The 13,368-nt window shown below is 68.8% G+C and carries 12 protein-coding genes, 2 tRNA genes and 1 pseudogene; 7 read left to right on the top strand and 8 right to left on the bottom strand.

Features of this window, described 5'->3' with window-relative positions:
• Positions 1-44: 44 nt before the first annotated feature.
• Positions 45-2,090, top strand: a complete 2,046-nt coding sequence (locus MYSTI_RS15235) for a TonB family protein (RefSeq protein ID WP_015348657.1) — start codon at positions 45-47, stop codon at positions 2,088-2,090.
• A gap of 75 nt (positions 2,091-2,165) precedes the next feature.
• On the opposite strand, the gene MYSTI_RS15230 is transcribed toward MYSTI_RS15235, so the two are convergent.
• Genes MYSTI_RS15230 through MYSTI_RS15220 form a run of 3 tightly spaced genes read right to left on the bottom strand, consistent with a single transcriptional unit; the run spans position 2,166 to position 4,530 of the window.
• Entirely contained in the window at positions 2,166-3,089 is a 924-nt protein-coding gene (locus tag MYSTI_RS15230) for a myxosortase-dependent metalloprotease, MXAN_2677/MXAN_2678 family (RefSeq protein ID WP_015348656.1), read from the bottom strand.
• A complete protein-coding gene (locus MYSTI_RS15225) occupies positions 3,086-3,970 on the bottom strand; it encodes a myxosortase-dependent metalloprotease, MXAN_2677/MXAN_2678 family (RefSeq protein WP_015348655.1) in 885 nt (294 codons plus the stop codon). The genes MYSTI_RS15230 and MYSTI_RS15225 overlap by 4 nt, the downstream gene beginning before the upstream one ends.
• A complete protein-coding gene (locus tag MYSTI_RS15220; protein ID WP_015348654.1) occupies positions 3,967-4,530 on the bottom strand; it encodes a hypothetical protein in 564 nt (187 codons plus the stop codon). Before MYSTI_RS15220 ends, MYSTI_RS15225 begins: the two co-directional genes overlap by 4 nt.
• Before the next feature lie 92 nt (positions 4,531-4,622).
• Between MYSTI_RS15220 and gltX the strand changes: the two genes are divergently transcribed.
• The 4 genes from gltX (at position 4,623) to MYSTI_RS15200 (ending at position 6,844) form a co-directional block, all read left to right on the top strand.
• The gene (gene gltX / locus MYSTI_RS15215; protein ID WP_044280281.1) at positions 4,623-6,062 is read left to right on the top strand and encodes a glutamate--tRNA ligase; all 1,440 of its coding nucleotides are present in this window, start codon (positions 4,623-4,625) and stop codon (positions 6,060-6,062) included.
• Positions 6,063-6,140: 78 nt separating this feature from the next.
• Positions 6,141-6,527, top strand: a complete 387-nt coding sequence (locus MYSTI_RS15210; protein WP_015348652.1) for a hypothetical protein — start codon at positions 6,141-6,143, stop codon at positions 6,525-6,527.
• A gap of 61 nt (positions 6,528-6,588) precedes the next feature.
• Positions 6,589-6,659, top strand: a tRNA-Gln gene (locus MYSTI_RS15205).
• A 113-nt stretch (positions 6,660-6,772) separates the two neighbouring features.
• Positions 6,773-6,844 (top strand) — tRNA-Glu (locus tag MYSTI_RS15200).
• Between the two features lie 117 nt (positions 6,845-6,961).
• Here MYSTI_RS15200 and MYSTI_RS15195 read toward each other — a convergent pair.
• Positions 6,962-7,933, bottom strand: coding sequence for a response regulator (locus MYSTI_RS15195; protein ID WP_015348651.1), 972 nt, complete (start codon positions 7,931-7,933; stop codon positions 6,962-6,964).
• 49 nt (positions 7,934-7,982) lie between these two features.
• On the opposite strand from MYSTI_RS15195, the gene MYSTI_RS15190 reads away from it, so the two are divergent.
• Positions 7,983-8,588, top strand: coding sequence for a hypothetical protein (locus tag MYSTI_RS15190; RefSeq protein ID WP_015348650.1), 606 nt, complete (start codon positions 7,983-7,985; stop codon positions 8,586-8,588).
• On the opposite strand, the gene MYSTI_RS15185 is transcribed toward MYSTI_RS15190, so the two are convergent.
• A complete protein-coding gene (locus MYSTI_RS15185) occupies positions 8,560-9,717 on the bottom strand; it encodes a sensor histidine kinase (RefSeq protein WP_015348649.1) in 1,158 nt (385 codons plus the stop codon). The genes MYSTI_RS15190 and MYSTI_RS15185 overlap by 29 nt on opposite strands.
• Before the next feature lie 258 nt (positions 9,718-9,975).
• Positions 9,976-10,272, bottom strand: coding sequence for a DUF2795 domain-containing protein (locus tag MYSTI_RS15180; protein WP_044283675.1), 297 nt, complete (start codon positions 10,270-10,272; stop codon positions 9,976-9,978).
• A 178-nt stretch (positions 10,273-10,450) separates the two neighbouring features.
• Here MYSTI_RS15180 and MYSTI_RS15175 point away from each other — a divergent pair, with 178 nt between their 5' ends.
• Complete coding sequence (locus MYSTI_RS15175; RefSeq protein ID WP_015348647.1) at positions 10,451-10,693, top strand: hypothetical protein; 243 nt, start codon at positions 10,451-10,453, stop codon at positions 10,691-10,693.
• A gap of 71 nt (positions 10,694-10,764) precedes the next feature.
• Here MYSTI_RS15175 and MYSTI_RS15170 read toward each other — a convergent pair whose 3' ends face one another.
• On the bottom strand, positions 10,765-12,363 hold the full coding sequence (locus MYSTI_RS15170; protein ID WP_015348646.1) for a pyruvate dehydrogenase complex dihydrolipoamide acetyltransferase: 1,599 nt from the start codon (positions 12,361-12,363) through the stop codon (positions 10,765-10,767).
• Positions 12,364-12,367: 4 nt separating this feature from the next.
• Positions 12,368-13,357 (bottom strand): annotated as a pseudogene (locus MYSTI_RS15165) (pyruvate dehydrogenase complex E1 component subunit beta); the annotation flags it as partial.
• Positions 13,358-13,368 lie beyond the last annotated feature (11 nt).

Below are 13,368 nucleotides of genomic sequence, written 5' to 3'. Positions count from 1 at the left end.
CACACTTCTGGAGAATCCATGTTGCTTGTTGGCAGGGGGTACGAATGATCAAGGGCGACTCGCCGAACCCCGAGACGCCTGCCGCGGCGGGTGCGGATCCGCTCATCGGCCGAACCCTGAACGGCCGCTTCAGCATCCTGGAGCCCCTGGGTGTAGGTGGGATGGGCAAGGTCTACCGCGCCCTCCAGGCCCCGCTGGAGCGAGTGGTCGCGCTCAAGGTCCTCAACCCCAGCTTCCCCAGCAGCAGGGACCCCGGCTTCCAGAAGCGCTTCCTGCGGGAGGCGTCGCTGACCTCGAAGCTGCGCCACCCCAACACCGTCACCGTGATCGACTACGGGCAGACGGACGACGGCATCTTCTACATCGCCATGGAGTACCTGGAGGGTCGCACCCTCGCCCAGGTGCTCGGGCAGGTGGGGCCGCTGCAGTGGTCGCGCGCCATCGCCGTGGCCCAGCAGATCTGCCGCTCGCTGCGCGAGGCGCACAGCCTGGGCATCGTCCACCGCGACCTGAAGCCCGCCAACATCATGCTCCTCAACGAGCAGGATCAGGACCTGGTGAAGGTCCTGGACTTCGGGCTCGTGAAGTCGGTGGCGGCGCCGCAGGAGGGGCAGATCTCCCCGGAGATCACCCAGAACGGCACCTTCCTCGGCTCACCGCAGTACATGGCGCCGGAGCAGGCGCGCAACGCGACGGACGCGCGCAGCGACGTGTACTCGCTGGGCATCGTCCTCTTCCAGATGCTGATGGGCCGCCCGCCGTTCATCGCGCGCGACCACATCGAGCTCATCTTCGCCCACTACAAAGAAGCGCCTCCGACCTTCCAGCAGCTGCGCCCGGACATCGCGGTGCCGCCGGAGATCGAGGCCGTGGTGCGGCGCTGTCTGGAGAAGGACCCCGCGCGACGGTTCCAGACGATGGACGAGATGCTGGAGGGACTGCGCGAGGCCAGCATGGCCGCGGGCGGAAACAGCGGCATCTTCAAGCGCCCCGGTGGCGCCACGACGACGGGCCCCTACCCGTCTCCGCTGTTCTCGAGCGTGGGCACCGCGCCCATGGACTCGGGTGACACGCTCGCGGTGGACATCAGCGTGGAGGTCCCCAAGGCCGTCCAGCGCGCCCGTCAGCGCACGCTCCTCATGGGCGGCCTGGGAGGCGTGGTGGTGGCCGGCCTCATCGCGGGCGGCGCCATCTTCTTCATGCGCGACAAGCCCGTCGCGCCGACTCCGGAGTCCAAGCCCGAGCCGGTGGCCCAGGCCCCCGTGCAGACCCCTCCCGCGGCGGCGGTGCAGGAGGCGCCGACCCCCGCTGGAGCCCAGAAGGTCCGCTTCAAGCTGATGAGCCAGCCCAGCGGCGCGCGGGTGTTCTACCGAGGCAAGGAGCGCGGCTCGACGCCCTTCACCCTGGAGCTGCCCGCGGGACAGGACGGCTCCATCACGGTGGAGCTCACCTTCGCGCTGGAGGGCTACCAGATGGAGACCGTCGTCACGGGCGGCTCCGGTGAGGTGGTGCTGTCGCAGAAGCTCCAGAAGCGCCGGGGCGGCCGAGGCGGCGGGAGCACGGAAGTGGCCTCCGCCTCCGCGCCCGACGAGGTCGAGGTGGCCGAGCCCGTGGCCACGCCGGGCGGCATGTCCGCGCCGGTGATGCTCGCGCCCACGCAGGCGCCCGTGGACATCGTGGAGCCGCAGACGGCGGGCGGCGTGGGTGCGGCGGCGGCGGCGCAGGCCAAGGGCGCGGGGGGAAGCCTGGCGGTGCCGGTGCTGCCCTCCGCGGCGCTGGCCTCCGCGCGCGGCGACGTGCTCCCCTACAACGAGAACATGCCTCGGCCGGAGATGATCGACCAGGGCAAGGACCTCGTCTACACGCGCGAGGCGATGGCCGCGAAGGCCGAGGGCGTGATGCTCTTCCGCTGTACCATCACGACCAAGGGCCGCGTGGAGAAGTGTCGCGTCATCAAGCCGGTGGCGCACATGGAGAAGGCCGTCCTGGAGTCCTTCCAGTCGCGCACGTACAAGCCCATCCTGTACCAGGGCCATCCGGTGAACGTGGACTACACGTTCAGCATCCGGTTGGTGGCTCCGCGCCGCTGACGGCTCGCCCCTTCCACCGGGCCTGGTGTCTCACGGCCCGGTGGAGGGACTGATGCCCGGCGACGACTTCACCCCTCAGCGTCCGCCCGACTTCCGCTTCGCGCGCAGCAGCGCGAGGACGGCCAACGCGACACCCGAGAGCGCCGTGCCCGGAGCCGAGGCACAGCCCGTACCCCGCCCGTCCGCCAGCAGGACGATGCCCGTGTCCAGGCGCGGCACGCACTGGTTGGGGGGCTGCCACCGCGGATAGATGGAGCAGAAGCCCGCGATGGAGCCCGAGTCCACCACCCGCTTGCGCGTCTCTCCCGGAGGCGCGGTGGGCGCCATGGTGGAGCCCGCGTTCGCCACGTGGTCCAAGCCCACCACGTGGCCAATCTCATGCGTCATGGTGTTCTGCAGGTCCACCGCCACGCAGTCCGTGGCCGGAGGGCCCTGGCATGGAGGACCATCCACCGTGGTGAAGAGGTGGCCCGCGGAGCCTCCGGGCTGGGACGCGTTCATCTCGATGTCCGCGTCCAGCACCCGCCCGGAGGCGATGCTGTACGTGGACGTGGTGAGCGCCAGCGTCTCCTCGCCAATCTCCCAGCACCCATGCTTGTTGCCGCAGCTCTCATCCCCCCAGCATGCATCTTCGCGAGGCACGACGTCCTCACACGCCGTCTCGCGGAACGTGACGATGTTGTAGTTGGAGCGCGGGTTCTTCTCGTCGTAGCCCACGGCGATGGGGCCTCGCCAGTCCGAGCCCCGCCGGAACTGATAGTCGCTGCACGACTCCGACACGCGCCGCCAGGAGTCGAACGACGCCTCGATGGCGGCCACTTCCGTGTCGCCGGGGGTCCGGGCGCTGCCCGCCGGGTCCAGGTGGTAGACGTACTCGCGAATCGGCCACAGCAGGCACAGCGGCCTGCCCCGGACGAGCGTGCGCTGGAACGGCAGGGTGTCCTGCGCCACCGAGGGCGTCGCGAGGAGCAGGAGCCCCCACAACAGCGGCCTCTTCATGAGCGGCCCCCGCGCTCGCGGCGACGAAGCCCCCACACGGCCCACGCCAGCAGCGCGGCGCCCATGGACGTCGCGCCCGTCGACGCGCAGCCGCCATCCTTCGCCCCCAGCGTGTCCTCCACCGTGGGGTGCAGACAGGCCTGGCTGGCGCGGCCCTTGGGATAGACGTCGCAGACGAACGAGCTCGAGCCCGTGTCGATGGTGCGCTTGGACACCTCGCCTGGACTGGCGCTGGGGTTCATCGTGGAGCCGTTCGCGCGCGTGTGATCCAGGCCGATGAAGTGGCCAATCTCATGCGTGGCGGTGTTCTGCACGTCGGCGGGCACACAATTCGTCGGAGCAGGCGGTTCACACTTCGCCCCGATCACCGTCGTGAAGGTGTACTGCCCCGCGTTGAAGGAGATGTCCGAGTCGAGGATGATGCCGGAGCGCTTGTCGTAGGTCGTGAGGGTGATGGCGAGCGTGCTGTCGTCGTCATCCCAGCAGTCGTACTGGCTGGCGCACGTCTCTGCCTTCCAGCACGCGTCCTTCTCCGCCACCACGGTGCTGCAGTTGAGCGTGCGGAAGAGCACCACGTTGTTGTTCTGCTCGTTGCGCCGGTAGCCCACGCGCCGCTCGTTGATGACGGGGCCCTCGCGCAGCGACAGGTTTCCGCACCGCGCGAAGATGTCCTCCCAGCTCTTGAAGGAGACCCGAACGGCCTCGAACTCCGTGTCCCCCGCCGTGCCAGGGTTGCCCTGCGTGGCCTGGCTCCAGGTGACCTGGGGCACGGTCCAATAGAGGCACTGGGTGGAATCATCCCCTGGCTTCACCCGGCTGCGGACATAGGGGGCGAACTGTCCCAGCGCCAGGGCCGCCAGCAACGCTGCCGCGGCACTCACGGCGCGGACTCCTTCAGCGCGGCGCGGATGGCCGCCTTCAGGTCCTCGAGCGTCCTCGGCTTCTCCACCGAGGCGGTCGGCTGACGCGTGACGGGGTCCAGCAGCAGCGCCTCCGTGGGCTCGGGAACCGCCATGGCGGGCTTGCCGACCTCTCCGCGCCGCACCTGGTACTTGCCCTGCGCCTCACCGGAGAGGCGGAACGCCTTCGCGCCGCGCTTGCGCAGGAAGATGACCACTTCCTCACCCGTCTTGAATGCGGCAAGTCCGTGCACCACTTGTCCGATATCGCCCACCTCGCCGCCGGGCTGAGTGAGGAGCACCGTGCCTCCGGGCTGTCCCTTGAGGGGCTCCACCACCTCGACCTCGACGTCCGTGACGATTCGCTGACCATCTCCCGCCCAGCGGCTCTCCACGCGGCGAACGACGCCGTGGACCACCGCGTCCGACTGGAGAGAGAGCTGCGACAAGTCCATCCGCAACTGCGTGGTGGCGGCCGCTGGCAGCGCGGCCAGGAAGCCCCCCATCACCATCCCCATGCGAAGTAGCTGACGAATCGACATACGCGTTCTCTCCCCGTTGCGAGCACCATACCCCAGAGCGTGCCCATCCGCGTTGACCCCCTGACCACCTCCCTGCTAATCCGCGCGCCGGTATGCCCTCTGCTCCTCGCGTCCGCTTTGCTCCGTCCCCTACCGGATACCTCCACATCGGTGGTGCCCGGACGGCGCTGATGAACTACCTCCAGGCTCGTCGCCATGGCGGCACCTTCATTCTCCGCATGGAGGACACGGACCGGGTCCGCTCCACCGCGGAGTCGGTGCAAGCCATCCTCGATGGATTGGTGTGGCTTGGCATCGACTGGGATGAAGGACCCGGCAAGGAGGGCCCGCACGCGCCCTACTTCCAGACCCAGCGGCTGGACACCTACCGCGAGCACTCCCAGCGCCTCATCTCCGAGGGCAAGGCCTACCGCTGCTACTGCACCCGGCAGGACCTGGAGGCGCAGCGCGAGTCGGCCGAGAAGGCCGGCGGCTTCTACAAGTACCCGGGCACCTGCCGCGACCTGAAGGCCCCGCCCGCGGGCCGCCGCGAGGAAGAGGCCGTCATCCGCTTCAAGATGCCCTCCACCGAGGGCACCGTGTCGTTCACCGACAAGGCGCTGGGCACCATCGCCAAGCCCTACTCGGACCTCGACGACTGGGTGATGCTGCGCGCGGACGGCATCCCCCTCTACAACTTCGGCTGCGTCATCGATGACCACCTGATGGACATCACCCTGGTGGCGCGCGGCCAGGAGCACGTCAACTCCACCTTCCCGCAGCTCATGCTCTACCAGGCGCTGGGCTGGCAGCCACCGGAGTTCGCGCACCTGCCACTCATCCTGGGGCCGGACCGCGAGAAGCTCTCCAAGCGCAAGCACCCGGAAGCGGACGTGATGCTGCACAAGCGCACGGGCATCATGCCGGAGGCGCTCAACAACTTCGTCATCCGCCTGGGCTGGAGCCACGGCAACGACGAGGTCATCAGCCGCGAGCAGATGCTCGAGTGGTTCGACTTCTCCGATGTCGGCACCACGTCCGGCGTGTGGAACCCGGAGAAGCTGCTCTGGCTCAACCAGCAGTGGATGAAGCTGCTGCCGGAGAAGACCGTCGCGGAGCGGCTGGTGCCCTTCCTCGAGGCCAAGGGCTTCCAGGTGAAGGGCGACTCGCGACTGGTGCCCCTCGTGCATGCGCTGAAGGAGCGCGCCCGCACCCTGGAGGAGATGGCCACCACCGCCTCGCTCTACTTCCGCTCCGGCGTCACGCTGGACGAGAAGGCCGCGGCCAAGCACCTCACCGGTGACTCGCTGGGGCTCCTGCGCAAGGTGCGCGACGGCATCGCCGCGCTGCCCGAGTGGACGGTGGAGGCGCTCGACGGCGTGGTGAAGGCCGTCAGCGAGTCCTCCAGCGTCGGCATGGGCAAGGTCGCTCAGCCCGTGCGGGTCGCCATCACGGGCAACACCACCAGCCCTGGCATCGGCGAGACGCTGCTCCTGGCGGGCCGCGACGAAGCCCTGCGCCGCATCGACGCCGCGCTCACCCGCGCCGCGTGACGTCTCCTTCGCCGAAGCGGTGGACGACCGCCGCTTCGGCACCTATCTTCGCGACCCATGACGCGTGCGCTTGACACCATGAGACAGCATTTCTATAAGGCGCGCCCACTCGGGGCGGTGATGTGCGCGCTCTGGGTGGCGACGGCGGGTGCCGAGGTGGTCAGCGGCGCGCAGCTCCCGGATGGCTCCCAGAAGGTGGGAGAGAATCGATACCGGGCGCCGAGAGACTTCGAGGCGACGTTGGATTACTACCGCTCGGTCTATTCGACGAGCAGTTATCCTCGAAGGCAGATCGTCAACCAGCCGGGCGTCAAGGCGGTTCACATCAGCAACCCCTCGGGGAAGAACTTCGCGGGGCTGAATATTTACGAGGCGAACGAGGAAGTTCGCATCTACATCGTCCCGACCCAGCAAGCGGTCAAGCCGATGAAGAAGCCGGAAGCAAAGCCGGCGAAGAAGAAGTAGACGCCCACCGAAGTTGTTGCAGTCGCTGGGCGGTGTTGGTAGTAGAGGCAGCCGCAGTGATTGGGGAATCGTCTAACGGCAGGACAGCAGACTCTGACTCTGCTTATCTAGGTTCGAATCCTAGTTCCCCAGCTCGCAGCACCGCAGTCCGCAGAAAAAAAGAAGCTCGAAATCAGATGGTTGACGAGAGCGGAAACAAGATGTAGGAAGCAGCAGCAGAAACACGGTGGTTGCAGCGAAATGTCGGCCCTGTCGTCTAGCGGTTAGGACGGTGCCCTCTCACGGCACAAACTCGGGTTCGAATCCCGGCAGGGTCACTCAGACGCCCGCCTTCTGAAAAGAAGGCGGGCGTTTTCTTTTTCAAAGACAGGCTGCGGGCATGAGCACGGCCCGAGCCATGTATCGCCCGAGCCCCTGCCCATGTGTTCGCCCTCTCAGGCTGAGCGCGCGCGGATGCTCTGACGAAACGCGGTGAGCGCGGCGGCAAGCCGGTCCAACGCTCGCTGGACGCCTCGCCTCAGCAACAGCATCCGCACCTTCTCCGGGAGGACGCTCGCGCCCTGTGAGGAGCCGAAGCCCACCAGGTCCATGCGCAAGGTGATGGCCTCCAGCAAGTCGCCCAGGTCCGCCTGGGGGCTGGCGAGCAACAGCACATCCGGCGGCCGGCTCTGAAGACGCTCCGCCAGCGTGCGCCACTGCGGGTCGCCCGTCTCCACGACGACGACGTCCACGCGCTCCAGCTCCGGCGCATACGGGGCCAGCTCCAGCACCTCGAATCCCGCCTCCGTCAGCGCGGAGAGCGCATCGGCGCTGCCCACCACACCCACGGTGCCCTGCTGCACCGCGCGCGAAGACTCTTCGTAGGCTCGGAGTTCCACTTCGAGTGCTTCATGGGCGGGCTCTGGCGCATCCTGCCCGGCGGAGAGGAGCGCGGAGGCCTCGCGCGCCACTTCCCTCGCCTGCTCTCGCACGCGGCTGCCAGCGGTGCGCCGCTCCAGCGCCGCCCGCACCTTGGCGCGCAGCACTCGCAAGTCGTCGAACGGCTTGAGGATGTAGTCGCTCGCGCCCGCGGCGAAGGCGGCGATGACGGACTCGCTGCTCGCGTAGGCCGTGATCATCAGCGCTTCGAGTGAAGGTTGCAGCCCGCGCGCCTGGGCGACGAGCTCCACCCCTCCCATTCCTGGGAGGTTCTTGTCCGTCACCAGCACGTCGATGCGTTGCTCGCGCAGGAGAGGCAGCGCTTCCTCCGCGCTCTCCGCCACCAGCACCACCAGGTCCGACTCGCGCTCCAGCAGCCGCGCGCAGATGTCCAGAACGACGGGCTCGTCGTCCACCACCAGCACCGTCGAGGCGAGCGTCCCCCCCTCCTCACCGCCGCTCTCACCGGTCTCGAACGGGAGATCCATGGCTTTGGAGATTCGCACAGCTTCGCGCGGACTTCGAGGCTCGCATGCGATGGACCGCTATGCTGGGCGCGTGGCGAGCTTCCAGGACGCGTTGCAGGAGAACCGGATTCCCCCGCTGCTCGGCGACGTGCGCCTGCGCTACGACAGCGGCCGGCTCGTGGGTGAGTCCCTTCCACCTCGGTGGGAGTGGAGAATGCTGCCCGGGTTGAGCGTGGCCGTGGGCGTGGGCTGCGCCGTGGGCGCGGCCATCCTGGTGGGCCAGGAGGCAGGCACACTCCCCTCCGCGTCGGCCGCGCTCGCGCTGGTGGCCGCCGCACTCGTGGGCCTGGCGCTGAAGCTGGAGTCGCGACTGAGCCGCCGCCGCTTCGTCCTGCACTTCCGCACGGAGACGCTGCGACTGGAGCGACTGACGTGGGCCCCCAGCGCGACCCGCTCGGAGCTCATCGCCTTCGACGCCGTCCGAGCCGTGCACCTGGTGGAGCGCCCCGGCCCTCGCTACGCGCTGCTCGTCGAGTACACACGCGAGGGCGCGGGCCCCACGCGCGCGCTGCTGGTGGAGGACGTGCGCCGCTCGGAGAGCGAGACGCTCCACCGGGTGTGGCGCATGCTCAGCAACGCCTTCGGCCTCAGGGGAGCGGGGCTCGCCGGAGGGTGATTTCGATGTCCGTCCCCTCGCCCGGCGTGGAGGACAGTCGCAGGCTGCCGCCCGCCTGAGTCACCAGCTCGCGGCAGATGGACAGGCCCAGGCCCGTGCCGATGCCCACGGGCTTCGTGGTGAACAGCGGCTGGAAGACGCGCTCCTGCAGGTCCATGGGGATGCCGCAGCCGTTGTCCGCCACCGTCAGCACCACGTCTTCCGGCCGCACGGCCCAGCGCACCTCGATGCGCCCCTGACGCCCGGTGCCCCCCATGGCCTGCGCCGCGTTGACCACGAGGTTGAGCAGCACCTGGCACAGCTTCACGGGACCGAAGACGACTCGCACGGGCTCGCCGTTGCTCGTCAGCCGAGCACGGTCTCTCACCTCCGCGCGCGCCAGCTTCACCGCGAAGGACACCACTTCGGCCACGTCCGCGGTGGCCTCCATGTCCTCGCCTCGCGCCTGTGCGCGCAGCCCCAGGGCGACCTGCCGCAGGTGCTCGGCGCCATCCGCCAGGTCCTTGATGAGCGCGGGCAGGTCCTCCACCGTCTCCGCCACCGACGGGTTCGGGTCCGTGGACAGGTGCCTCGACACGTACTGGATGACGCTCGTGAGGTCGCGCTGGAGCGAGGCCACGTTCTGCGAGAGGTAGCCCACCGGGCCCATCAGCTCGTGAGCGATGCCCGCGGTCACCTGCCCCAGCGTGGCCAGGCGCTCCGACTTCATCATCCGCCCTTCCACCTCGCGGATGCGCAGCTCCAGGCGCGCGATCTTGAGCGCATCATCCAGCGCGGCCTGCAGCTCCGAGCGGTCCCACGGCTTGACGAAGTAGCGCGTCACCTGTCCGCGGTTCACCGCGTCGATGACGGCCTGCATGTCCGCGTAGGCCGTGACGAGCATGCGCTTGGCGTCGGGCGCAATCGAGCGCGCGCGCTCCAAGAGCTCCACGCCCGTCATCCCCGGCATGCGCTGGTCGGAGAGGATGACGCCAATCTCGCCCTTGCGCTGCTCGAGCAGCGTCAGCGCTTCGCTGGGAGACGCGCTGCGGAAGATGCGGAAGCGCTGTCCGAAGTTCGCGTCGAAGACCCGCAGGTTGAGGGCGTCATCGTCGACGTACAGCACCGCGGGCAGTTCAGACGGGTTCATGACGCTCCTCCTGGCCGGCTATCCCACGGAGAGGCCAGGCTGGTGGCTCCCAGAATAGCGCCTCCTCCGACTCCCTTTCTTCTCCGCGCCCACGGAACCGTCCCCCCGTGACGCCACGCCTCCTCAACTCTAGAGCAACCAGACAGGTTTGACCCCCAGGAATTTCTGGACGAGCGCATGGTGGTCCGCCTGCTCCCCGGGCGTACCAGCGGATTGAGCACGCCAGGACAGAGCCTGGCGCGCGCTGGAGAGACGAGCTCAGCGGGAGGACGGGAGGGAGGGTGTGGGGGGGAGCGGGTCCGGGCGGGAGGCATCCTGCTCCAACGCCGAAGTCACCGCGTCCATCGAGGAGAAACGTCCCTGCGGCAGGCTTCCCAACAAGGAGAGGACGGAGGACGGCGCCTCGTTCTCCCGAGCCACCCAGGTGAGCTCTTCCGCGGTGAGGGGGAACACCGCTCCGAGCAGGGCCTTTTGCAGCGACTGCGTGAGAGGCAGCGGCGGGCCCACCCGCGCCTCCAACTCCGACACACCCTGGACAAGCCGTTCGCGTGTCATGTCGTCGTTCATTTGGAACGAAGTTAAGCAGCGAACCGACTCGCCTGCCGGGCTTTTTTTGCGGCCGCCCACTGAGCGGGGGAGCGGGCCACGCAGCGGGCCACGACTGGCCCAGCGCCCCGTCGCGCCGCACCGTTAACGGTGGAACTTCCGCCACGTCCCGAAGGAGGACACCGTCATGGCGCACCAGGACAAGCCAGACGACATGCCGCGCAACGCGCCCCCGGACAACGAGTACGCCGAGCACATCGACCATGTGGAGGCCACGCGCCCCGAGCCCTGGCCCGGCATGGTCGGCCGCTCCCTGGAGGATGAGCACGAACTGCCCACCGGCACCCCCAGGGAGCAGCAGGCGCGCGTCACCTGCGAGCAGCGCCGGCTGGAGGAACAAGCGCACGGCGCGGAGCCCACGCGCCGGTAGTGGATGCAACAAGGCCCGCTCCCACGCGCCGGGGTTGGCGCGGGAGGAGCGGGCCTTCAAGGCAACGACGACTAGAAGAGCAGCCGCGTGGGGTGCTCCAAGAGGCCGCGCAGCTCCCGCATGAACTCGGCGCCGATGGCACCGTCGATGATGCGGTGGTCGCACGACAACGTCGCCGTCATCATCTTGCGAATCACCATCTGCCCGTCGCGCACCACCACCTTGTCGCTCACCGCGCCCACCGCGAGGATGGACGCCTGCGGCGGGTTGATGATGGCGACGAACTGGTCGATGCCGTACATGCCCAGGTTGCTCACGGTGATGGAGCCGCCCGTGTACTCGTCGGGCTTGAGGGCGCGCTTGCGGGCACGCTCGGCCAACTCACGCACCTCCGTGGAGATGGCCTGGAGCCCCTTCTGGTCCGCGTCCCGAACCACGGGCGTGATGAGCCCCTGCTCCAACGCGACCGCCACACCGACGTCCACCGAGCCATGGTGGACCACCTGGTCCCCCTGGAGCGAGACGTTGATTTTCGGATAGCGCTTCACCGCCATCGCCACGGCCTTCACGACGAGGTCGTTGACGGAGACCTTGAGGTCCAGCGCCTTCGCCTCCTCGCGCACCTTCACGGCCGCGTCCATCTCCACCTCGATGGTGAGATAGAAGTGCGGCACGCCGGGCTTCACCTCCGTCATCCGCTGCGCAATCACCTTGCGCATGGACGTCAGCGGCTCGGTCCGAGACTCGGCGCGTGCAGCCACCGCGGCCGGAGCCTTGCGCGCCACCGGAGCCGTGGGCGCCGAGGGAGCCGGAGCCGTCACGCCCCGAGCCAGGGCCTCTTCGATGTCGCGCTTCACCACGCGACCCGACGGACCCGAGCCCTGCACGCGCGTGATGTCCACGCCACGGTCGCGGGCGATCTTCTTCGCGAGCGGACTGGCGCGCACCCGGCGGCCCTCCGCCTGCGCCGGGGCCACCGGAGCCGGAGCGGGCGTGGCCTGGGGCTTGGGCGCCGCCGCCACTTCCGCGGGCCTGGCCACGGGAGCGGGAGCCGCGGCAGCAGCCGCCGCCTTGCCCCCCTTCGCCGCGATGTACGCGATGGGGGAACCGACGGGCGCCGACTGGTTCGCGCCCACGACGATCTCCGCCAGCGTGCCGTCGTCGTAGGCCTCGATCTCGAGGTTGGACTTGTCCGTCTCCACCTCGGCGAGCGCCTCACCGGAGGAGACCTTGTCCCCCACCTTCTTCAGCCACTTGACGATCTTCCCCTCCGTCATCGTCGGGGAGAGGCTCGGCATCTGGATGGCGATGCGGCCGCCCCCCGAAGCCGCGGGAGCGGCGACCGGAGCAGGAGCCTCCACCTTCGGCGCGGGCGCCGGGGCAGCAGCCGCCTGGGGAGCCGGGGCCGCGCCACCACCCGCGACCTTCTCTCCCTGCTTGCCGATGTACGCGATGGGCGCGCCGACAGCCGCCGTCTGGTTCGCCTCGACGAGGATCTGCAGCACGTAGCCGTCGTCGTAGGCCTCGATCTCGAGGTTGGACTTGTCCGTCTCCACCTCGGCGAGCGCCTCACCGGAGGAGACCTTGTCCCCCACCTTCTTCAGCCACTTGACGATCTTCCCCTCCGTCATCGTCGGGGAGAGGCTCGGCATCTGAATGGGAATGGCCATACGGTCAGGCTCCCTGGCGGTACAGCACCTTCTTCACCGCGGCGATGATCTTGGGCGCGTCCGGCTGGGTCGCGTTCTCCAGATTCGCCGCGTAGGACATGTTCACATCGAGCCCCGTCACGCGCTCCACCGGCGCGTCCAGCTCGTCGAACGCCTTGGACTGGATGATGTCCACCACCGAGGCGCCGATACCCGCCAGCGCCCACCCCTCCTCCACGATGACGGCGCGGTTCGTCTTGCGCACGCTCGCGAGGATGGCCTCCTCATCCAAGGGCCGCAGCGTGCGCAGGTCCAGGACCTCCACGCTGATGCCCTCCTTCGCCAACTCCTCGGCCGCCTGCATGCAGAAGTAATACATGCGGCTCCAGGTGATGACGGTGACGTCCGTGCCCTCCCGCTTCACGTCCGCCTTGCCCAGCGGCACCACGTGCTCGCCCTCGGGCACCTCGCCCTTGAGCGCGTAGAGCCGCTCGCCCTCGAACATGATGACGGGGTTCTCGTCGCGGATGGCCGCCTTCAACATGCCCTTGGCGTCCGCGGGCGTCGCGGGCGCGATGACCTTCAGGCCCGGGAAGTGCGCGTAGTTCGCCTCGAGCGCCTGGCTGTGCTGGCTGGACAGACGTCCACCCGCGCCACCCGGGCCGCGGAAGACGATGGGGCAGCGCAGCTGTCCACCCGACATGTGGCGCAGCTTGGCGGCGTTGTTGACGATCTGGTCCATCGCCAGGATGGCGAAGTTCCACGTCATCATCTCCACCACCGGACGCAGGCCCACCATGGCCGCGCCCACGCTCATGCCACCAAAGCCCAGCTCGGAGATGGGCGCGTCGATGATGCGCGCGCTCCCGAACCGGTCCAGCAGTCCCTGCGACACCTTGAACGCGCCGTTGTAGCGGCCCACTTCCTCGCCAATCAGGAAGACGTTGGCGTCGCGCTCCATCTCCTCGGCGAGCGCCTGGTTCAGCGCCTCGCGGTACATCAACTCGGGCATCGTCGGCTCCGACT

The sequence above is a fragment of the Myxococcus stipitatus DSM 14675 genome, assembly GCF_000331735.1.
In the GTDB taxonomy this organism is placed as follows: Bacteria; Myxococcota; Myxococcia; order Myxococcales; family Myxococcaceae; genus Myxococcus; species Myxococcus stipitatus.
The sequence above is the reverse complement of the archived record's forward strand: the minus strand, read 5'-3'. Positions and strand labels throughout refer to the sequence as shown.

Bases quoted from the DNA above. Each gene is read 5' to 3' on its own strand.
- MYSTI_RS15185 (WP_015348649.1), bottom strand. From the start codon at position 9,717: ATGAACCCGTCTGAACTGCCCGCGGTGCTGTACGTCGACGATGACGCC.
- MYSTI_RS15230 (WP_015348656.1), bottom strand. From the start codon at position 3,089: ATGAAGAGGCCGCTGTTGTGGGGGCTCCTGCTCCTCGCGACGCCCTCG.
- MYSTI_RS15210 (WP_015348652.1), top strand. From the start codon at position 6,141: ATGAGACAGCATTTCTATAAGGCGCGCCCACTCGGGGCGGTGATGTGC.
- MYSTI_RS15170 (WP_015348646.1), bottom strand. From the start codon at position 12,363: ATGGCCATTCCCATTCAGATGCCGAGCCTCTCCCCGACGATGACGGAG.
- gltX (WP_044280281.1), top strand. From the start codon at position 4,623: ATGCCCTCTGCTCCTCGCGTCCGCTTTGCTCCGTCCCCTACCGGATAC.
- MYSTI_RS15180 (WP_044283675.1), bottom strand. From the start codon at position 10,272: ATGACACGCGAACGGCTTGTCCAGGGTGTGTCGGAGTTGGAGGCGCGG.
- MYSTI_RS15220 (WP_015348654.1), bottom strand. From the start codon at position 4,530: ATGTCGATTCGTCAGCTACTTCGCATGGGGATGGTGATGGGGGGCTTC.
- MYSTI_RS15195 (WP_015348651.1), bottom strand. From the start codon at position 7,933: ATGGATCTCCCGTTCGAGACCGGTGAGAGCGGCGGTGAGGAGGGGGGG.
- MYSTI_RS15175 (WP_015348647.1), top strand. From the start codon at position 10,451: ATGGCGCACCAGGACAAGCCAGACGACATGCCGCGCAACGCGCCCCCG.
- MYSTI_RS15190 (WP_015348650.1), top strand. From the start codon at position 7,983: ATGGACCGCTATGCTGGGCGCGTGGCGAGCTTCCAGGACGCGTTGCAG.
- MYSTI_RS15235 (WP_015348657.1), top strand. From the start codon at position 45: ATGATCAAGGGCGACTCGCCGAACCCCGAGACGCCTGCCGCGGCGGGT.